The organism is Variovorax sp. AC194 (assembly GCF_979257995.1).
The window spans coordinates 6,161,125-6,181,487 of record NZ_OZ409823.1; the positions used below are offsets into that span (position 1 = coordinate 6,161,125).

The window sequence follows — 20,363 nt, forward strand, 5'->3', positions numbered from 1 at the left end:
GCACCACGGGCATCCGCAGGAGACAACTGGAGTCGGGACAGCGGCTTCAGCCAAAGAAGGACAACCCCATGAACAAGATCCGACTCTCATCCACCGCACTGGCCGCCGCGCTCGTGCTGGGCGCCGCCGCACTGCACCTGCCGGCCAGCGCAGCCGACACCAAGGCCAGGAAGATCGCGCTGTCGAACAACTTCGCGGGCAACTCGTGGCGACAGGCCATGCTCAAGAGCTGGGACAAGGTCACCAAGGACGCGGTCGCCAAGGGCGTGGTGGCCCAGGCGCCCAGCTTCACCACCTCGGAGAACCAGGCCACCGAGCAGGCCGCGCAGATCCAGAACATGATCCTGCAAGGCTTCGACGCCATCGTGATCAATGCGGCATCGCCCACCGCCCTGAACGGCGCGGTCAAGCAGGCCTGCGACGCGGGCATCGTGGTGGTGTCGTTCGACGGCATCGTGACCGAGCCCTGCGCCTACCGCATCGCGGTGGACTTCAAGCAACTGGGCCAGATGCAGATCGACTACTTCGCCAGCCGCGGGCTCAAGGGCAACCTGCTGGAGGTGCGGGGCCTGGCGGGCGTGTTCGTGGACGACGAGATCCACCAGGGCATCACCGCGGCCGTGGCCAAGCGGCCCGAGTACAAGATCGTCGGCTCGGTGCACGGCAACTGGACGCAGACCGTGGCGCAGAAGGAGGTGTCGGCCATCCTCTCGACGCTGCCGCAGGTGACGGCGGTGGCCACGCAGGGCGGCGACGGCTACGGCGTGGCGCAGGCCTTCAAGGCCGCGGGCCGGCCCACGCCGGTGATCTTCATGGGCAACCGGCAGGACGAGCTTGCGTGGTGGAAGGAGCAGCGCGACGCCAACAAGTACCAGACCATGTCGGCCAGCATCGCGCCGGGCGCCTCGACCTTCGCCTTCTGGGTGGCGCAGCAGATCCTCTCGGGCGCCAAGGTGCCCAAGGACATGAAACTGCCGATCAGCGTGGTGACGCAAGAGACGCTGGACGATGCGGTCAAGAAGACCGAAGTCGGCAGCGTGGTGAACGTCGAGTACTCGCAGAAGGAAGTCATCGACTTCATTGCCAAGGCCAAGTAAGCCGCGATGCAAGTCTCATCGCAAGCTTTCGCGGGCTCGGTGCTGGCCGATGTCCGCGGCGCCGCGCGCGCCTTCGGCGCCGTTCAGGCGCTGCGCGGTGTCGACCTGCAACTGCGGCGCGGCGAATGCGTGGGCCTGGTCGGACACAACGGCGCGGGCAAGTCCACGCTGGTCAACATCCTGTGCGGCGCGCTGGCACCGGACCGTGGCGAGCTGCACTTTGCCGGCCGGCCGGCGGACGGCGCCGCGTGGAGCCTGCGCGAGGCGCGGCGCTGGGGGCTGCGCTGCGTGTTCCAGGAACTGTCGCTGTGCGACAACCTCACGCTCGCGGAGAACATGCGAATCGCGCAGCCGCAGTCGGCCGAGTGGGCCTGGCGCAAGCGCGCGGGCGCGCAGTTGATGGCCACGCTGGAGCGCATCTTCCCGGGCCACGGCCTGCGGCCCGACGACGTGGTGGGCGAGCTGCCGATCGGCAAGCGCCAGATCGTGGAGGTGGCGCGCGCATTCACGCCGGGCGCGCAGCCGCTCGAATTGATGATCCTGGACGAGCCGACCTCCTCGCTCGACGGGCAGGCCGCCGCGCAGTTGCTGGCCTACATCCGCAGCTTCGTGGCCGAGGGCAAGACCTGCGTGCTGATCACGCACAAGCTGCGCGAGATCTTCGCGGTGACCGACAGGCTGGTCGTGATGCGCGACGGACAGGTGGTGCAGGCCACGCCGACCGCCGAGACCGACCGCGAGCGGCTGGTTTCGGCGATGGGGCAGGCGGTGGTCAACGACGTGCCACAGGCCGCGGCGGCTCGCACGCGCACGGGCGGAGGCCACGCGCAAACCGTGCAGGACGCGGTGCAGAACGTGGTGCAGGTGCGAGCCTCCCCGCAGCGCGGCATCGCCCTGCGCGCGGCGCGCGGCGAGGTGATCGGCCTGGCGGGGCTGGCCGGGCACGGGCAGACCGAGATGCTGCTCGCGCTGCAGGAAACCTCGCAGCACAGGAACACGGACGCGATGCGCGTCCAGGGCGGCACCGCCTTCGTGGCCGGCGACCGGCAGACCGACGGCGTGTTCGCGCTCTGGTCCATCGCCCGCAACATGACGGTGGGCTGGCTCGCGCAACTGCGCGCCCGCAGCCCGCTGATCGACCTGAAGCAGGAGCTGCAGCAGGCCCAGCAATGGCGCCAGCGCCTGGGCCTGGTCACGCCCGACATGGACCTGCCCATCGGCTCGCTCTCGGGCGGCAACCAGCAGAAGGTGCTGTTCGCGCGGGCGCTGGGCTCCCGGGCGCCGGTGATCTTGATGGACGACCCGATGCGCGGCGTCGATGTGGGCACCAAGCGCGACGTGTACGCGCTCATCCGCCAGGAGGCCCGGGGCGGGCGCACCTTCGTCTGGTACACGACCGAATTCGACGAGCTGCACCATTGCGACCGCGTCTATGTGTTCAGCAACGGGCGCGTGGTTGGCGAACTGGCCGGCGACGACATCAGCGAGGAGCGCGTGGTGGCACTTTCCTTCGAGGAGGCCGCGGCGTGAGCGCGGTTCCGGCAGTCCCCACGGTTGCCGCGGTTGCTCCGCGCAACGGCCGCCATCCCGCGCGCCGCGTGGCGATCCTGCATGCGCTGCTGCCGGCCGTGGCGCTCGCGCTGCTGCTCGCGGCGGTGTTCCTGAAGCAGCCGCGCGCGATGTCCTACTTCGGCATCAACCTGCTGCTGAACCTGGCGATCCCGGTGATGTTCGCCACGCTCGCGCAGATGATGATCCTGGCGGTGAGCGACCTGGACCTGTCCATCGGCCCGTTCGTGTCGCTGGTGGCCTGCATCGGCGCCACGCTGATGCCCGCGCAGCCGGCGCTCGCGGTGCTGGCACTGGTCGCGGCGGTAGGCGTCTATGCGCTCGCGGGCGCGGTGATCCAGGCCAGGCAACTGCCGTCCATCGTGGTCACGCTCGGGCTCTCGTTCGTATGGCTGGGCTGCGCCGTGCTGCTGCTGCCCACGCCCGGCGGCACGGCACCCGAGTGGCTGCGCGCCGCGATGAGCTGGCGCACGCCGCTCCTGCCGATGCCGATCTGGATGGCCATCGCCACGGCCATCGTGGGTCACCTGCTGATCACGCGCAGCGCCTTCGGCACGCTGGTGCGCGGGCTGGGCGGCAACCCCGGCGCCATTGCGCGCGCGGGCTGGAACATGGTGCGCGTGCGCGCCGGCGTGTATGCGATCGCCGGCGTCTTCGGCGTCTGCTCGGGCCTGATGCTGGTGGGCCAGGCCACCTCGGCCGATGCCAACATCGCCTCGCGCTACACGCTGGTAGCGATCGCGGCGGCGATCCTGGGCGGCGCGGAGTTCGCGGGCGGCAAGGTGGCGCCGGTGGGCGCGGTCATCGGCGCGCTCACGGTGACGCTGGCGGCCTCGTTCCTGACCTTCCTGAACATCGCGCCCGACTGGCAGGTGGGCATGCAGGGCCTGATCCTGGTGGCGGTGCTCGCGCTGCGCGCCGCCATCGACCTGCTCGGGGGCAAGCGATGAGCGCGGCGAACGAACGCGTCGCCGCCGCTGCAGCTGCCGGCTCGACGCCTGCCCGATGGAAGCGCCTCGCGCGCAACCGCCCGTGGCTGGGCTCGTGCGTGGCCGCGGTGCTCGCCTGGGGCGCGACGGTATGGAGCGGGCACGGCCAGGGCTCGGGCGACCTGCTGACCGCGGCGCTGGCGTTCTCGGCCTTCACGGTGCTGGTCTCGCTCGGGCAGATGCTGGTGATCAGCGTCGGGCCGGGCAATGCGGACCTGTCGATTCCATCGACCATCGCGCTCTCGGGCGCGGCCGCGATGATCGTGATGGACGGCAGCAACGCGATGCTGGTGCCGGGCCTCTTGGCGGCGGGCGCCGTGGGCATCGGCGTGGGCCTGTTCAACTTCGGGTTGATCCGGCTGCTGCGCATTCCGCCGATCATCGCCACGCTCGCGGCCTCGCTGATCGTGATGTCGGTGGCCATCAACGTGGGGCGCGGCTTGAAGGTGAAGCCGCCCGCGCTGTTCTCGGACCTGATGGCGCAGCGCGTGGCGGGCATCCCGCTGGTGGCGATCGTGGCGCTGGCCGTCACGGTGCTGGTGGCGGTGATGCTGGAGCGCACGGTGCTCGGCCGCTCGATCGCCGCGGTGGGCCAGAACCGCCGGGCCGCCCAGCTCGCGGGCCTCCATGTGGAACGCACGCGCCTCCTGGCCTACGTGATCTGCGCCGGCCTCGCGGGCCTGACCGGCGCGCTGATCGCGGGCTTCTCGGGCGGCAACTCGCTGGACCAGGGGCAGGAGTACCTGCTCATGACCATCGCCGTGGTGGTCATCGGCGGCACGGCCGTGGCGGGCGGGCGGCCCAGCGTGCCGGGCATCTGGGGCGCGGCCATGTTCATGTTCCTGCTGGTGGCGCTGCTCAACGCCGTCGGCGCCGGGCCGGGGCTGCGCATGCTCTTGACCGGCGTCATCATCATCGCGGTCATCGTGCTGGCAAGCGGTCGCCCGGGCCGCTGAAGCCGCTGCCGCCTATTGCTTTTTCGCAAGAAGAGAAACGACACCCATGGCACCTCTGCAAGACCTCCCCTTCGGCTTCCTGGAAGGCACCGGCTTCGAACGGCTGGACCCACGCTTCGACCCCTGCATCCCCGGCCCCGAGCGCGTGGAGCGCCTGTGGACCGGCGCGCGCTGGTGCGAGGGGCCGGTGTGGTTCGGCGCGCACCGCACGCTGCTGTGGTCGGACATTCCGAACAACCGCATGCTGCGCTACGACGAGGTGAACGGCACGGTCGGCGTGTTCCGCGAACCGTCGAACAATACGAACGGCCACACGGTGGACCGCGAAGGCCGGCTCGTGAGCTGCGAGCACTTGACGCGGCGCGTGACGCGCACCGAGCACGACGGATCGATCACCGTGCTGGCCTCGCACTGGCAGGGCAAGCGCCTGAATTCGCCGAACGACGTGGTGGTGCATTCGGACGGCGGCGTGTGGTTCACCGACCCGAGCTACGGCATCCTCTCGGACTACGAGGGCGTGCGCGCCGAGAGCGAGATCGGCGCCTGCCACGTCTACCGCATCGACCCCGCGAGCGGCGACGTCGAGCGCATGGCCGACGACTTCGTCAAGCCCAACGGCCTGGCGTTCTCGCCCGACGAATCGCTGCTCTACGTCGCCGACACCGGCGCGAGCCACCTGAAGGACGGGCCGCGCCACATGCGCCGCTTCAAGGTGGGCGCGGACGGCCGCAGCCTGAGCGGCGGCGAGGTGTTCGCCGAATGCACGAGCGGCATGTTCGACGGCTTCCGGCTCGACACCGAAGGCCGCATCTGGACCAGCGCGCTGGACGGCGTGCATGCCTACCACCCCGACGGCACGCTGCTGGGCAAGATCCTGCTGCCCGAGCGCGTGGCGAACGTCTGCTTCGGCGGACCCAAGCGCAACCGCCTTTTCATCTGCGCGACGACGTCGCTCTACGCCATCACATTGAACGCAAAGGGAGCCTGATCCATGCCCAGAACACTGCCGGCCGAGGGCCTGCAAACCAACGTCGCCCGCATCCTCGAAGCCGCGGGCAGCAGCGCCGCCGAGGCGCAGCAAGTGGCCGCCAACCTCGTGCTGGCCAACCTGAGCGGGCACGACTCGCACGGCGTGGGCATGCTGCCGCGCTACATCGATGCGGTGGCCGAGGGCGGGCTCAAGCCCAACGCGGCCGTGAAGGTCAACCTGGACATCGGCACGCTGATGGGCCTGGACGGCCAGCACGGCTACGGGCAGATCGTCGGCGTGCAGGCGATGGAACTGGGCATCGCGCGGGCCAAACAACACGGCAGCTGCATCTTCACGCTCTCGCATGCGCACCACCTGGGGCGCATCGGGCACTTCGCCGAGATGGCGACGGGCGAGGGGCTGGTGGCGATGCACTTCGTCAACGTGCTGTCGCGGCCCGTGGTCGCGCCATGGGGCGGTGGCGACGGGCGCTTCGGCACCAACCCGTGCTGCATCGGCGTGCCGCTCGCGGGCGCGGAGCCCTTCGTGCTCGACTACGCGACCAGCCGCGTGGCGCAAGGAAAGATGCGCGTGGCCCACAACAAGGGCGAGCAGGTGCCCGACGGCTACCTGATCGACGAAAAAGGCGCACCGACCAACGACCCCGGCGTGGTGGTCGTGCCGCAGGGCAACGGGCTCTTCGGTGCGCTCATGACCTTCGGCGAGCACAAGGGCTACGGCATGGCGGTCGCGTGCGAGCTGCTCGGCGGCGCGCTCACGGGCGGCGGCACCTGGCACCGGCCGGCGGACACGGCGCGCTCGGTGTTGAACGGGATGCTGACGGTGCTGATCGATCCGGTGAAGCTCGGGACGCAGAAGGCCTTCGACGAAGAGGCGCGCGAGTTCATCGACTGGTTGCGGCAGAGCCCGCCGGGGCAAGGCTTCGACGCGGTGCAGATCGCGGGCGAGCCGGAGCGCAAGGCGCGTGCGGCGCGCCGGCAAGAAGGTATCTGGGTGGACGACGCGACGTGGGGAGAGATCGTCGCGGCAGGTGCCAAGATGGGCGTGACAGTCAGCGCCTGACCCTTCTTGCTCCTTCCCCTCTGGGGGAAGGTTGGGATGGGGGCATGCAGAGCGCCCGATGGGTACGCCGCTGGCCCCCACCCCTGCCCTCCCCCAGAGGGGGAGGGTGAAAGACCGCCGACTTCAGCTGTTGCTGCTTTCGTGCGCCGGTTTGCCGATCTGCACGCTCACATCCTCGCCCTTGATCTTCGCCTGCACTGCCTTGATCGCCTTCTCGAGCCGCGCACCGTAGTCCGCATCGGCCTGGCGGAAGTAGCTCACCGAGCGGTCGATGATGTCCTGCCGCGTGACCGCGCCCAGACCGCCCGCGATGCTTTGAATGAGGCGCTCTTTCGCGGCTTCATCCATCAGGCGATAGAGGTCGCCGGCCTGCGCGAAGTCGGTGTCGGCCTCGTGTTTTTGCCACTGGTGGCTGCCGGTCCAGCCGTGGATTTCCAGCGGCGCGTACACCGGCTCGTTCGTCTGCTTGGGCGCATCGCTGAAGCTGTTGGGCTCGTAGTTTGGGCCGCGTCCGCCGTTGCCGTCGCCGCGCATCGCGCCGTCGCGGCCGTAGTTCTGCGCGGTCGTGGCGTGCGGCCGATTCACCGGCAGTTGCGTGTGGTTAATGCCCAGGCGATAGCGCTGCGTGTCGCCGTAGCTGAACAGGCGCCCCTGCAGCATCTTGTCGGGCGAGGGGCCGATGCCGGGCACGAAGTTGGCCGGGTTGAAGGCGGCCTGCTCGATCTCGGCGAAGTAGTTGTCGGGGTTGCGGTCGAGCGTGAGGATGCCGATGTCGATCTTCGGATAGTCCTTGTGCGACCAGACCTTGGTGAGGTCGAAGGGGTTGAAGCGGTAGGTCTGCGCCTCGGCCACCGGCATGATCTGCACCTGCACACGCCAGCTCGGGAACTCGCCGCGCTCGATGGAATGCAGCAGGTCCAGGTGGTGGTGGTTCGGGTTCTCGCCGCCCGCGCGCTGCGCCTCTTCGGCCACGAAGGTCTCGATGCCCTGGTTGGTCTTGAAGTGGTACTTGACCCAGAAGGCCTCGCCCTTCGCGTTCACCCACTGGTAGGTGTGCGAGCCGAAACCGTCCATGTGGCGGTAGGTCTTCGGGATGCCGCGGTCGCCGAAGAGCCAGGTGAACTGGTGCGTGGCCTCGGGCGAGTGCGAGAAGAAATCCCACGCGTTGTTGGGCTCCTGCACGTGGCTGTAGGGGTCTCGCTTTTGCGAATGGATGAAGTCGGGGAACTTGAGCGGATCGCGGATGAAGAAGATCGGCGTGTTGTTGCCCACGAGGTCGTAGTTGCCGTCTTCCGTGTAGAACTTGAGCGCGAAGCCGCGCGGGTCGCGCACCGTATCGGCCGAGCCGAGTTCGAGCGCCACGGTCGAGAAGCGGGCCAGCACCTCGGTCCTCTTGCCGACCTGGCCGAGAAATTTCGCCTTGGTCCATTTCGAGACATCGGCCGTGAGCTCGAAGGTGCCGAAGGCGCCCGAGCCGCGGGCATGCACCACGCGCTCGGGAATGCGCTCGCGGTCGAAGCGTGCCAGTTTCTCGATGAGGTTGTGGTCCTGCATCAGCACGGGACCGTTGACGCCAGCCGTCTGCGACTGCTGGTTGTTCTCGATGGGGGCACCGCTTTCGGTGGTGAGCTTGCGGGTGTCTGTCATGCGCGTTGTCCTCTGATGAAGTTGTCGGGGTCCATCGATTTTGTCAATGAACATGGCGACATGGCATCAGATTCGGCTATCGCATCGATAGACCCGCAGCCGCAGTGGACTGGCCCGAAGGCCCCGCGCTCAGACGATCAGCGCGATCGTGGCTTCGAGGTGTTCGGAAGGCGCGCGGCGAAAGCCCGAGCGCGCAAAGCGCTGCAATTGCCCGACCACGAAGGCCGTGAGCGCCGCGGCGCGCACCTGCGCATCGACGGTGGGCGTGGCCGAACCTTCGGCGGTGGCCGCGCCGCGCAGCACCTGGCGCAGCGTGGCTTCGATCTTGTCGAAGAACTGGTTCATGCGCTGCTGCAGGCGCTCGTTCTCGTAGACCAGCGCATCGCCGACCATGACGCGCGTCATGCCCGGGTTGCGTTCGGCGAACTGGACCAGCAGCGTGAGGATCTTGGCGGCCTGCTGGGCGCCGGTGGCGCCTTCGCGCTCGAGGATCTGGTTCACCAAGGTGAACACGCTCTGCTCGATGAAATCGATCAGGCCCTCGAACATCTGGGCCTTGCTCGCGAAATGGCGGTAGAGCGCGGCCTCGCTCACCTCGAGCCGCGCGGCCAGCGCGGCGGTCGTGACCCGCTCGGCGCCGGGTTGCTCCAGCATCGCGGCCAGCGCCTGCAGGATCTGCACGCGCCGCTCCCCCGGCTTCGGACGCTTGCGCGTGGCGGGGGCTGGCGTTTCCGCTGGGGTCTCTACGCCGGGAGCAGCTGTCTCTTCGTTCTGCATGGGAGCGCGTGCAAAGATGTAATCAATTGATTCTCGCACAGCGCAACCAGCGCACCGGCAGCCGCTTCAGCGGGCGCGGATCATCGTCCCGTAGGCCTGGTCGGTCAGGATCTCGAGCAGCATCGCGTGCGGCACGCGGCCGTCGATGATGTGCACCGCGTTCACGCCGCTCTTGGCCGCGTCGAGCGCGCCTTCGATCTTGGGCAGCATGCCGCCCGAGATGGTGCCGTCGGCGAAGAGGTCGTCGATTTCGCGGGCGCTCAGGTTGGTGAGGAGCTTGCCGTTCTTGTCGAGCACGCCGGGCGTGTTGGTCAGGAGCATGAGCTTCTCGGCCTTGAGCACGGTGGCCAGCTTGCCGGCGACGACGTCGGCGTTGATGTTGTAGCTCTCGTTCTCCTCGCCGAAGCCGATCGGGCTCACGACGGGAATGAAGGCGTCGTCCTGCAGCGCCTTCACGACGCTCGGGTCGATGGAGACGATGTCGCCGACCTGGCCCACGTCGTGGTGCACATTGGGATCGGTGCGGTCGGCCAGCTTGAGTTTCTGCGCGCGAATGAGGCCGCCGTCGCGCCCGGTCAGGCCCACGGCCTTGCCGCCGGCCTGGTTGATGAGGCCCACGATGTCCTGCTGCACCTCGCCGGCCAGCACCCATTCGACGACTTCCATCGTCTCGGCATCGGTCACGCGCATGCCCTGGATGAAGCTGCCCTTCTTGCCCAGGCGATTGAGCGCCGCCTCGATCTGCGGGCCGCCGCCGTGCACCACCACCGGGTTCATGCCGACCAGCTTGAGCAGCACCACGTCTTCGGCGAAGTCGGCCTGCAGGGCCGGATCGGTCATGGCGTTGCCGCCGTACTTGATGACGATGGTCTTGCCGTGGAACTTGCGGATGTACGGCAGCGCCTGGGCCAGGATCTCGGCCTTGTCGCGCGGGGGGATGTTGAGGACGGGGTCGGTCATGGGCGGTCAGGCTCCAAGTTGAACGATGGGAACGAACGGAAATTCTCTCAAGGTCGCAGCCAGCGCGGCACCTTGAATCGCACGATCATCAGGTACGCACCCACGTACGTCGTGACGAACAGCAGGCAGAACAGCACCAGCACGATGGTGTTGTTCCAGAACAGCACCGCGGGCACCACCGAGAGCGCCGCGAACATCCAGAGGTAGGGCGACGTGCGGTTGTTGCGCGCGAGCAGTTGCCGCGCCTCGTCGTCCGCCAGCGCCACGCGCACGATGCGGCGAAAGATCAACTGGTGAAAGTGCAGCGCATCGGCCGTGCCGGGCGACTGGCCGCGCGCGAGCTTGCGGTAGATGGAGAAGAGCGTCTCCCACACCGGGTAGATCAAGAGCAGCATCGGGAACCAGGGCGAGACCACGCGGTGGCGCTGCACCAGCGTCACGCAGGCCACGGCGATCACCATGCCCCAGACGTAGGCACCGCCGTCGCCGGCGAAGATCTTGCCGCGCGGGTAGTTCCAGACCAGGAAGCCGAAGGTCGCGCCCACCAGGCAGATCACCATCGCCGCCAGTTGCCGGTCGCCCACCTGCAGGGCCACGTGCGAGATCGCCAGGCACACCAGCACGGCGACCGTGCCGGCCAGGCCGTTGTAGCCGTCGATGATGTTGAAGGCATGCGGCAGGCCGCCGATGGCGAGCGCCGCGAACAGCACCGTGGCATACGGCAGCATGGCCAGCCAGCCGTCCACCAGCGGGACGCCGGTGCGCGAAACGCCCAGGCCGAGCAGCCAGCACACCAGCAGCGCCGAGCCGATCGTGAGGCCCAGCCGATAGCGCACCTTCACCTGCTGCGTCATGTCTTCGACGATGCCGCCCAGCACCGCGGGCGCGATGCACAGCAGCGTGAGCATCGAGGTCTTGACGGGCCACGACACGTTGAAGGGGTCGGTGCCGGTGATGCCCGCGGCCAGCCAGGCGGCCCCCATGCCGAGCAGGATGCCCGCACCGCCCAGGCGCGGCACGTGGCCTTTGTGGAAGCGCTGCGGCATGTCGGCACCATAGAGCCGCGCGTGCCTGCGCGCCCGGCGCATGAAGAGCTGGACCGCGAAGGCGGCGACGAAGAAACTGATGACGATCAGGGCAATCATGTGTGGGAGTTGGGGAACCCTAGAATTCCCGAGCGAAATTAGACCATGCCAACGCCCCCCTCCCCCGTCTCCCCACCGCCGTTGCCCCCGATCACCATTTCCATCGTGAGCCACGGCCAGCTCGCCCTGGTGCAGCCGCTGCTCGACCAGCTGGACCGGCACAGCCGCGCGTCGATCGCCAAGGTCGTGCTCACGGTGAACATCCCGGAGCCCGACGTGCTGGCGGGGCAAAGCTGGGGTTTCGAGGTCGAGCGGATCGAGAACGCGAGCCCCTTGGGCTTCGGCGCCAATCACAACCAGGCCTTCAAGCGTTGCGCCACGCCGTGGTTCCTGGTGCTCAACCCGGACATCCGCGTCGACAGCGACGTGCTCGCGCCGCTGATCCTGCAGGCCGCGCCTGACGCCGGCCTGATGACCCCGCGCATCCTGGAGCCCGGCAAGCCCGCGCCCGAGCCGCACCGGGCGCTGCTCACGCCCCTGGAGATCTTCGGGCGAAACAAGCCGGGCTATGTGCGGCCGACAGTGCCCGCGTGGATTCCGGGCCTCTTCATGCTGTTTCGAAGCGACGCCTACCGCCAGGTCGGCGGCTTCGACGAGCGCTTCTTCATGTACGGCGAAGACTTCGACATCTGCGCCCGCACCCGCCTGGCGGGCTGGAAGCTGCAGGTCGGCGAAGACCTGCTCGCGCGGCACGACGCCCAGCGCGCGAGCCACCGCAGCAAGCGCTATCTGTACTGGCACGTCACCAGCCTGCTGAAAGTGTGGCGCTCGGGCGCCTTCTGGCGCTACCGGCGGATGCAGCCGCCCGGCGCCTGAGGAGGGTGTCAATCAGGGCGAAAAGCGTTTGCGAAGACAATCGGGAACCAAAAAAGCAAGCGCGCTTTCAACACCGACGATGACGACGACAACGACGAGCCCGACGTTCCACAACGAACACGCCCACCTGGTTCACCCCAAATACCGCCCGGACATCGACGGGCTGCGCGCCGTGGCGGTGCTCTCGGTCCTGGGTTACCACGCGTTCCCGCAGTGGATCAAGGGCGGCTTCATCGGCGTGGACATCTTCTTCGTCATCTCCGGCTTCCTGATCACCACGATCATCCTGGCCAGCTTCGAGGGCGAGGGCTTCAGCTACCGCGAGTTCTACGCCCGGCGCGTGAAGCGGATTTTCCCGGCGCTCGCGCTGGTGCTGGCGGCAACGCTGGCCTTCGGCTGGTATGCGCTCCTGCCCAACGAATGGGAACAGTTGGGCAAGCACGTGGCCTCGGGCGCCGGGTTCGTCTCGAACTTCGCGTTCTGGAGCGAGGCCGGCTACTTCGACAACGCGGCCGAGACCAAGCCGCTCCTGCACCTCTGGTCGCTGGCCATCGAGGAGCAGTTCTACATCTTCTGGCCCGTGCTGCTGGGCCTCGCATGGAAGCGCAAGTGGCGCGTGCTCTGGGTGGTGGGCGTCGTGGCGGCGGCGTCGTTCCTGCTGAACGTGACGACCATCCACAGCCACCGCGAGGCCGCGTTCTATTCGCCGCTCTCGCGCTTCTGGGAGTTGATGATCGGCGGCATGCTCGCGTACATGCGGCTGCACCGGCCGCTGCCCAAGCCGGGCTGGGGGCGCCATGCGCAGTCCATCGCCGGGCTGGCGCTGATCGTGCTGGGCCTGTGCTTCATCCGCGGCGGCAAGGCGTTCCCGGGCTTCTGGGCGATCCTGCCGACGCTGGGCGCCTTCTTCTGCATTGCTGCCGGTCCGACCGGCGTGCTGAACCGCTACGTGCTCGCATCCAGGCCGATGGTGTGGGTCGGGCTCATCAGCTATCCGCTTTACCTGTGGCACTGGCCGCTGCTGGCGTATGCGCGCATCCTGGAGGGCAAGCTGCCCTCCGACGGCATCCGCGCGCTGATGCTGGTCGCCTCCTTCGTGCTCGCGTGGCTCACCTACCGTTTCATCGAACGCTACACGCGCAAGACCGAGAACCCCACGGTGACCTCGGGCCTCGTGGCCGCGATGGTGGGCTTCGTCGTGCTCGGCCTGCTGGCCACTTCGGGCTACTACGTCGGACGCCACAGCGACCCGTACTTCAACAAGACGGCGGCGGCGGCCAAGGACTGGGGCTACCCCGATGGCCTGAGCCCGATCAAGGTCGATGGCGAGGTGCTGCAGCAGATCGGCCACGGCAAGCGCCGGGTGCTGTTCTTCGGCGACAGCCACATCGAGCAGTACGGCCCGCGCGCGGTGGAGCTGAGCAAGACCGCGCCCGACACGCTCGATTCGCTGTCTTTTGCGACCTGGGGCGCCTGCCCGCCGATTCCCAACGTGGTCGACGAACAGAACAACCTCTGCGCGGAACGCCGCGACGGCGGCATGCGCCTGGCGGTGAGCGACAAGTTCGATGCGGTGGTCTTCGGCGGCTGCTGGAACTGCTACTTCTCGGAGACCGGCAAGCCCAACGCCGACAACGCCGCGGCCGACCGCTACTACTACCTGGACGGCAAGAACAAGCGCCGCTTCATGGGCGGCGGCGGCGCGGACTTCGCGCTGAACACGCTGGAGACCGTGATGACGGCGCTGTCCAAGCACAAGCAGGTCTACCTGTTGCTGGACAACCCGGTCGGCGAAGGCTTCGGCCCCGAGGAGTTCGTCAAGGGCGGGCGCCTGGGCAACATGACCGTCGGGCGCATGTCGCCGACCGCGCCTTGGGTGCCGGAGCAGAAGGCGCTGCACGAGCGCATGCGGCAAATCGCCAAGCGCAGCGGGGCCATCGTGATAGATCCGATTCCGACGCTGTGCGAGAAGGACTGGTGCACGCGGGCGGATGCCGATGCGACGCCGATCTACAAGGATGCGGGGCACCTGCGGGCGCAGTACGTGAGCAAGTTCGCCACCTACATCGACCCCGCGATGACCACGCCGAAGCAGCCGGCAGCGGCTGCCCCGGCCGCGACCCCTGCTCGCTAAGCGCTAGGCGTACAGGCGCCGCAGGCTTCGGATGCCAGGCAGGCGCGTGATGGCGCCGACCAGGCGCACCACGCCCGGCGGGCAATGGTTGAGCAGGAACAGCGTGATCCGCAGGCGCAGCTTCTTCTTGCGCCCCACATACGGGTTGGCCAGCACCATCGCGCCGTACTCGTTGAGGATCGCGCTCATCTCCGTGCGGTACTGGTCGTCGTTCTTGATCGACTCGATCGCGTGGTTGACGAAGTACGGCTGGAACCGCGGCACCAAGCAATCGCGAAAGTAGTAGCGCCCGCGCAGGTGCTCGTCGGGGAACATCTGGGTGAGCTTCTTGAAGTACTTGAAGCGGCTGCGGATCATCCGGATGCCGAACGACGTGCTCGCCGTGTGGATGCACCAGACGGTCACGGCCTTGTCCACGAAGTAGTTGCTGAACCCCTTGCGGAAGATGCGCAGGAACAGGTCGTCGTCCTCGAAGCCCATGAACTGCGAATCGAAACCGTCGACGGCCTCGAAGGCCTTGCGGCTCACCAGCGCGGCCGACGGCAGCACGAACATGTCGTTGCGCAGCAGGTCGTTGATGTTGCGCTTGGGGTGCGTCGCGTGCTCCTTGATGACACCGGTGCGAATCACGTTGCCGTCGGCGTCGGCCTCGTACAGGTCGGCGTAGACATAGCCGAACAGCCGGTCGCCTGGAGGGATCGAGGCCGCCAGCGTCTCGATGTGGTTGGGCAGGTAGAAGTCGTCCTGGTCTAGAAAGCAGATGAAGTCCGAGGTGGAGGCTTTCACACCGGCGTTGCGGGCCGATCCCTGCCCACCGTTTTCCTTGTCGATGATGCGGAACGGATAGCGCGCGGCCAGGCCGTCGAGCGCGGCGCGCTCCTCGGGGCGCGAGCCGTCGTTCACCACGATCACCTCGGCCGCGGGCACCGATTGCTCGAAGACGCTCTTGACCGAACGCTCGATGAAATCGGCGCCGTTGTAGAACGGGATGATCACCACGACGCTCGGCCATGCCGTCGGTTGCGCTGCAAGGGTGGAATCTGGAGAGGCGTTCATTGGGTTCATGGTTCTTTGGGGGCGGAGCCTACACAGATTCGAAAAGGTCGCGGACCACGCCGCGCACGCCGCGGCCGAACTTGTCGTAGCGGCCGGTCAAGGCTTCGCGCGCGATCGGCACGATGCGCGCGAGGCGCGATGCGGGCAAGGCGGCGCGAAAACGCTGGTGCTCGATCTTGCTGCGCACCTTGGCAAGGATCTCGGGCGGGACCCGGTCGCCCAGCTGCACCAGCCGCGCGAGCAGAAGCTCGGCCTTGACCGCCCGCTCGACGTGCGTGTTGCCCCGGGAGGCCAGTGCCTTGCGCACCTTTTCCGCAAAGGTGTCGCGCCGCGCGCCGATCTGGTTGGATTCGTGCTGGCGGTATTCGATGAAGGGCTGCTCCAGCAGGTCGACCCGCGCCGTCGTCGAGGCGACGATGCCCAGCCACTCGTCGTGCACCCACTCGACCGGCAGCGGCAGCGCGTCGGCCAGCAGCGTGCGGCGAAAGACCGTGGTCGCGCCGGTCACGAGGTTGCGTCGCAGCAGCACCTCGAAGGCATTGCCGGCGTGCACGCGCGCCAGCTCGGAGGGCGTGACTTCGAGTGCGTGAAACAGCGTCTGGTTCAGGTCGCGGCGCTCGGCGTCGACCAGCCGCGCATCGGTGTGCAGCAGCAGCAGGTCGGCGTCCTGCTCGAAGCGGGCCACCATCTGTTCGAGCCGGTCGGGCATCCACACGTCGTCCTGGTCGCTGAGCGCGACGAGCTCGCTGGTGCAGGCGCTGATGGCCTGCTCGAAGTTCTTGACGACGCGCAGGGCGACCGGGTTCTCGAAGACCCGCAGCGCGATCGGCGGGCCCGGGCGCTCGGCCGCGCATTCGGCGACGGCGGCGCGCACCACCTGGACCGACCCGTCGCGCGAGGCATCGTCGGACAGCACGATCTCCACCGGCGGCCGGGTCTGCAGGCAGATGCTGCGCACCTGCTCGCGCAGGAACCGGGCACCGTTGTAGGTGCACAGCGCGACGGAGACTTCGAGGGGACGGGGAGCGTTCATGAAGAGGTTGTGGGGCGCGGTGGCCACGCCAGGTCGAAATCTTCGGTGTCGAGCGTGAGGCTGGGGTTGTAGGCGGGGTCGCGGTCGATCAGGTCGGCCCAGCGGCTTCGCATGAAGGCGGATTCGCGCGCCAGCCGGTCGCGCGATTCGGCCGCCACCTCCAGGCCGCGGCTGGCCGACTCGTGGTGCAGCAGCTCGGCGTGAGGCGTCCAGACGTTCCGATAGCCGGCCTCGCGCAGGCGCAGGCAGAAATCGACGTCGTTGTAGGCCACGCCGAGTTCTTTTTCATTGAGCCCGCCGACCTGTTCGTAGAGCGCCTTGCGCACGACGAGGCAGGCCGCGGTGACCGCGGAAAAGTTCTGCACCAGCTGCGCGCGGCCGCCATGGCCCGCGATGGTCGATGGCAGGTGCTTGTGCGCATGCCCCGCCATGCCCCCGATGCCCAGGACCACGCCCCCGTGCTGGATGGTCATGTCGGGGTAGAGCAGCTTCGCGCCGACCGCGCCCACGCCGGGTTGCAGCGCGAGCGAGACCATCTCGTGGAGCCAGTCCGGCGAGATGACCTCGATGTCGTTGTTGAGGAGGCCGACGAGTTCCCCGCGGGCTTGCGCCACGGCCGCGTTGTTGAGCGCCGAGTAGTTGAAGGGGCGGTCGTCGCGAATCACGGTGATGCCTGGCTGCGCGTCGAGTGCTGCGAAGTACGCGAGGGCCTCGGGATCGTCCGAGCCGTTGTCGACCAGAAGGATCTCGTAGTTCGGGTAGGCGGTCTCCAGGACGATGCTCTCGATGCACTGGCGCACGAGGTTCACGCCGTTGCGGGTCGGGATGACCAGCGAGACGAAGGGCGGCACCTCGGGCAATGCATAGCGTGTGCGCAGGCCGTGAGGCATGGCCTCGGCGGAGGCCGCGGTGCCTGTGCGCTGGAAGTGACGGTCGAGCGCTTGCACATCGGCCACGCCCACTGCTGCGAGCGGCGCGCGGGAATGGCTGAGGATGCGCGGGATGTGGTGAATCTGGTCGGGGTGAACGCGCTCCACGCAACGCAACGCCAGGTCGAATCCCTGCGCGCCATCGGCGGCCGCATCCAGCCCCCCGGCCTCCTCGAACAGGCGGGCCTGGATCACGCCCATCGGCGAGAAAAGATTGCGGGACAGGAACAGGTCCGGGTTCCAGTCGGGCTTGAAGCAGGGGTCGCCGCGGCGGCCTTCCGCGTCGATCGCGTCCGTGTCGGCATACAGCATGCGAGCCTCGGGATGCGCGACGATTTCCTTCGCGACAGCGAAGAGCGCGTGGGTGGGCAGCGTGCAGCCGGGTTCGAGCCAGACGACCCAGTCCGCATCCACCGCACCGGCGAGGGGCCCCGTATGAAGCTTCCACTGCGCATAGGCCTGCGCCGCCAGGGACCGGGTGGTTTCTTGCAACGACGCTGCATTTGCACCGGAGGTGCCGGTCAACACCAGGAAGCGCGGATGCACAGGCCACTTGGCCATCTCCACGCGCCGGCTTTCTTCATGGGTGTCGCTTCCGGGGCCGTCATAGCGCGCCACCCAGTCGGCATAGGTGCCGCGATGGACAGGAACAGCCGCCTGTGGCACACCCCGCACAATGCGCTGAAAATGACCGCCCAGCCACCGCAGAGGGGCAGTCAGGCGCCAGCTGCTGGACTGCGTCATGCTGCGCACCTGCGCATCCAGGGCCTTGATCTGCACTTCCAGCAAACCGATCTGCCGCTGCAGCTGCGCATTGCTCGAAGCGACATCGAGCCCGCGCCGCCGGGGGGAAGGCTGCGCAGGCGGCAGCGTAGGCTTACTGAACATTGCTCGAGATCACGAAAATAGACGCTTCCAATCGTTACGGGGCTGCACCGTGGGGGCCGGTAAAATTATCCCCTCATCACAACCTATAAAAAAATGCGCGTCCTTTCAGTTGTGCTTTCAGGGGGGGCAGGTTCCCGGCTTTGGCCAGCGTCTCGGCAAGCCTTTCCCAAGCCCTTCATGAAACTGGGTGGCACCACCCTGCTCCAGCAGGCCATCGAGCGGGGCCAGGCCTGCGGCACGGGCGACCTGATGGTCGTGACCAACAAGGACCACCTGTTTCTCACCAAGGACGTGCTGCGCCAGATGTCCGACCCGCCCGAGGCCACGCTGCTGCTGGAGCCCCGGGGCCGCAACACCGGGCCGGCGATTGCACTGGCCGCGCTGCAGTGCATCCGGCAGTTCAGCGGCGACACCGTGATGCTCGTGCTGTCGGCCGACCACCTGGTGCCCGACGTGGAGGCCTTCGTGGCCAGCGCCAACCAGGCGTTCCGCCTCGCCACGCAGGGCAAGCTGGTGGTGTTCGGCATCAACCCCACGGGGCCCGACACGGGCTTCGGCTACATCGAGGTGGCCAAGGTCTCGCGCGAAAGCCAGGCGGCCAAGCGCTTCGTTGAGAAACCCGACCTCCAGACCGCGCAGGAGTACCTGGCCACCGGCCGCTACTACTGGAACAGCGGCATGTTCTGCTTCACCGCCGACGCCATCGTCGCGGCCTTCGAGCGCCACGCGCCCGAATTGCTGGCCGCGGCACGCCGCGCGCTCGAATCGTCGCAGGCGGCGGGCGAGACGATCCAGTTCGATCTGCACACCTTCGGGCTACAGCCGGACATCAGCATCGACTACGCCGTCATGGAGCCGGCCGACAACGTGCACGTGGTGCCCGCCAAGTTCGGCTGGAGCGACGTCGGCTCGTGGCCCGCGCTGGCCAACGCGCTCACGCCCGATGCCAGCGGCAACACCATGCCCGCGAACGTCGTGGCCATCGACACCACCGGCACCCACGTGCAGGTGGACAGCCACTCTCCAAAGGTGGTCGCCACGGTCGGCGTGCATGATCTGGTCATCGTCGACACGCCCGACGCACTGCTCGTGGCGCACAAGGACAGCGCCCAGGAAGTCAAGAAGGTCGTCGACACGCTGAAGGCCCGCAGGCACGAGACGGTGCACTCGCCCGCCGTGGTGAACCGTCCGTGGGGCACCTACTCGGCACTGAAGGAAGAAGAAGGCTACAAGGTCAAGCGCATCACGGTCATGCCGGGAGAATCGCTGTCCTTGCAATATCACCACCACCGCGCGGAGCACTGGGTCGTGGTGCAGGGCCGCGGCATCGTCCAGATCGGCGATGTCGAGCACGAAACCCTGCCCGGCCAGTACCGCTACATCCCCTTGAAAGAGAAACACCGCTTGACCAATATCGGCGACGAAGAACTGGTTCTCATCGAAGTCCAGTGCGGCGGCTACCTTGGCGAGGACGACATCGTTCGCCTCGCAGACACTTACGGACGCGCATGAGCCAAGTTCACTCCAATCTGCATCGAAGCGCCATTTCCGACTGGTGGGAAGGCACCCGCCGCACCGACATCTGGTGGACGCTTGCCTGGTTCGACATCGTGCTGCGCTATCGCCGCTCCATGCTCGGGCCGCTGTGGCTCACGCTGAGCATGGGCGTCATGATCAGCGGCATGGGGCCGCTGTACGCATCGCTCTTCGGCACCAAGCTCAACGAATTCTTCCCGCACCTGGCGCTCGGTGTCATCTTCTGGGCCTTCTTCTCCAGCGTGGTGACGGACGCCTGCAATGCCTTCGTCGGGTCGTCCAACTACCTGAAGCAGGGCTACTTCCCGATCAGCCTCTTCGTCTGGCGCAGCCTGGCGCGCAACCTGATCCAGTTCGCCCACCAGATCGTTCTGTACGTGCCGGTGGCGCTGTGGGCGGGCATCTCGCTGTCCTGGTCGGCGCTGCTGGTGTTGCCGGCTTTCCTCATCCTGGTCGTCAATGCGCACGCCCTGGGGCTCCTGCTCGGCCTGATCTGCACACGCTATCGCGACGTGACCCAGATCGTGACCAGCGTGATGCAGATGCTGATGTTCCTCACGCCCGTGTTCTGGGTGCCCTCGAGCCTGCCCGAGCGCGCCAAATACATTCTCTGGAATCCCTTCGCGCAGATGCTGGACCTGCTGCGCACGCCGCTGATGGGCGGTGTCGCCGACATCCACAACTGGTGGGGCATCCTGTGCTGGACAGCAGTGAGCCTCGTGGCCGCGACCCTGCTGTTCGCCAAATACCGCCGCCGCGTCGTCTACTGGCTCTGATC

General features: G+C 67.7%; 17 protein-coding genes. 10 read left to right on the top strand and 7 right to left on the bottom strand.

Annotation, left to right across the window (positions count from 1 at the left end):
* The first annotated feature begins 68 nt into the window (after positions 1-68).
* The 6 genes from ACZYRS_RS29205 (at position 69) to ACZYRS_RS29230 (ending at position 6,664) form a co-directional block, all read left to right on the top strand.
* On the top strand, positions 69-1,097 hold the full coding sequence (locus ACZYRS_RS29205; protein WP_198786338.1) for an ABC transporter substrate-binding protein: 1,029 nt from the start codon (positions 69-71) through the stop codon (positions 1,095-1,097).
* Positions 1,098-1,103: 6 nt separating this feature from the next.
* Positions 1,104-2,627, top strand: a complete 1,524-nt coding sequence (locus ACZYRS_RS29210) for a sugar ABC transporter ATP-binding protein (protein WP_463422000.1) — start codon at positions 1,104-1,106, stop codon at positions 2,625-2,627.
* 74 nt (positions 2,628-2,701) lie between these two features.
* Positions 2,702-3,616, top strand: a complete 915-nt coding sequence (locus ACZYRS_RS29215; RefSeq protein ID WP_198786438.1) for an ABC transporter permease — start codon at positions 2,702-2,704, stop codon at positions 3,614-3,616.
* A complete protein-coding gene (locus tag ACZYRS_RS29220) occupies positions 3,613-4,611 on the top strand; it encodes an ABC transporter permease (RefSeq protein ID WP_463422001.1) in 999 nt (332 codons plus the stop codon). The genes ACZYRS_RS29215 and ACZYRS_RS29220 overlap by 4 nt, the downstream gene beginning before the upstream one ends.
* Before the next feature lie 46 nt (positions 4,612-4,657).
* Positions 4,658-5,599 carry an SMP-30/gluconolactonase/LRE family protein gene (locus ACZYRS_RS29225; RefSeq protein ID WP_463422002.1) on the top strand — a complete coding sequence of 314 codons (942 nt, stop codon included), beginning with the start codon at positions 4,658-4,660 and terminating at the stop codon, positions 5,597-5,599.
* A 3-nt stretch (positions 5,600-5,602) separates the two neighbouring features.
* Positions 5,603-6,664 carry a malate/lactate/ureidoglycolate dehydrogenase gene (locus ACZYRS_RS29230; protein ID WP_463422003.1) on the top strand — a complete coding sequence of 354 codons (1,062 nt, stop codon included), beginning with the start codon at positions 5,603-5,605 and terminating at the stop codon, positions 6,662-6,664.
* 123 nt (positions 6,665-6,787) lie between these two features.
* On the opposite strand, the gene ACZYRS_RS29235 is transcribed toward ACZYRS_RS29230, so the two are convergent.
* From ACZYRS_RS29235 to ACZYRS_RS29250, 4 genes are all read right to left on the bottom strand, one after another.
* Positions 6,788-8,311: a catalase gene (locus ACZYRS_RS29235; RefSeq protein WP_463422004.1), complete on the bottom strand. Its 1,524-nt coding sequence runs from the start codon at positions 8,309-8,311 to the stop codon at positions 6,788-6,790.
* 129 nt (positions 8,312-8,440) lie between these two features.
* On the bottom strand, positions 8,441-9,088 hold the full coding sequence (gene slmA, locus ACZYRS_RS29240; RefSeq protein ID WP_463422005.1) for a nucleoid occlusion factor SlmA: 648 nt from the start codon (positions 9,086-9,088) through the stop codon (positions 8,441-8,443).
* Positions 9,089-9,154: 66 nt separating this feature from the next.
* A complete protein-coding gene (argB, locus tag ACZYRS_RS29245) occupies positions 9,155-10,048 on the bottom strand; it encodes an acetylglutamate kinase (RefSeq protein ID WP_093441736.1) in 894 nt (297 codons plus the stop codon).
* Between the two features lie 47 nt (positions 10,049-10,095).
* A complete protein-coding gene (locus ACZYRS_RS29250) occupies positions 10,096-11,193 on the bottom strand; it encodes a glycosyltransferase family 4 protein (RefSeq protein WP_198786346.1) in 1,098 nt (365 codons plus the stop codon).
* 45 nt (positions 11,194-11,238) lie between these two features.
* Here ACZYRS_RS29250 and ACZYRS_RS29255 point away from each other — a divergent pair, with 45 nt between their 5' ends.
* Positions 11,239-12,009 (top strand): glycosyltransferase family 2 protein, encoded by a 771-nt coding sequence (locus ACZYRS_RS29255; protein ID WP_463422006.1) that lies wholly within the window; start codon positions 11,239-11,241, stop codon positions 12,007-12,009.
* A 79-nt stretch (positions 12,010-12,088) separates the two neighbouring features.
* Positions 12,089-14,143 carry an acyltransferase family protein gene (locus ACZYRS_RS29260; RefSeq protein ID WP_463422007.1) on the top strand — a complete coding sequence of 685 codons (2,055 nt, stop codon included), beginning with the start codon at positions 12,089-12,091 and terminating at the stop codon, positions 14,141-14,143.
* Positions 14,144-14,146: 3 nt separating this feature from the next.
* Here ACZYRS_RS29260 and ACZYRS_RS29265 read toward each other — a convergent pair whose 3' ends face one another.
* From ACZYRS_RS29265 to ACZYRS_RS29275, 3 genes are read right to left on the bottom strand one after another with little or no spacing between them, the layout of a single operon-like run.
* Positions 14,147-15,199, bottom strand: a complete 1,053-nt coding sequence (locus ACZYRS_RS29265) for a glycosyltransferase family 2 protein (RefSeq protein ID WP_463422008.1) — start codon at positions 15,197-15,199, stop codon at positions 14,147-14,149.
* A 28-nt stretch (positions 15,200-15,227) separates the two neighbouring features.
* A complete protein-coding gene (locus ACZYRS_RS29270; protein WP_463422009.1) occupies positions 15,228-16,232 on the bottom strand; it encodes a glycosyltransferase family 2 protein in 1,005 nt (334 codons plus the stop codon).
* Positions 16,229-18,049 carry a glycosyltransferase family 2 protein gene (locus ACZYRS_RS29275; protein ID WP_463422010.1) on the bottom strand — a complete coding sequence of 607 codons (1,821 nt, stop codon included), beginning with the start codon at positions 18,047-18,049 and terminating at the stop codon, positions 16,229-16,231. The genes ACZYRS_RS29270 and ACZYRS_RS29275 overlap by 4 nt, the downstream gene beginning before the upstream one ends.
* Before the next feature lie 93 nt (positions 18,050-18,142).
* Here ACZYRS_RS29275 and ACZYRS_RS29280 point away from each other — a divergent pair, with 93 nt between their 5' ends.
* Both ACZYRS_RS29280 and ACZYRS_RS29285 read left to right on the top strand, forming a co-directional pair.
* Positions 18,143-19,561, top strand: a complete 1,419-nt coding sequence (locus ACZYRS_RS29280; protein ID WP_463422011.1) for a mannose-1-phosphate guanylyltransferase/mannose-6-phosphate isomerase — start codon at positions 18,143-18,145, stop codon at positions 19,559-19,561.
* Positions 19,558-20,361 (top strand): ABC transporter permease, encoded by an 804-nt coding sequence (locus ACZYRS_RS29285; protein ID WP_463422012.1) that lies wholly within the window; start codon positions 19,558-19,560, stop codon positions 20,359-20,361. Before ACZYRS_RS29280 ends, ACZYRS_RS29285 begins: the two co-directional genes overlap by 4 nt.
* Positions 20,362-20,363: the final 2 nt, after the last annotated feature.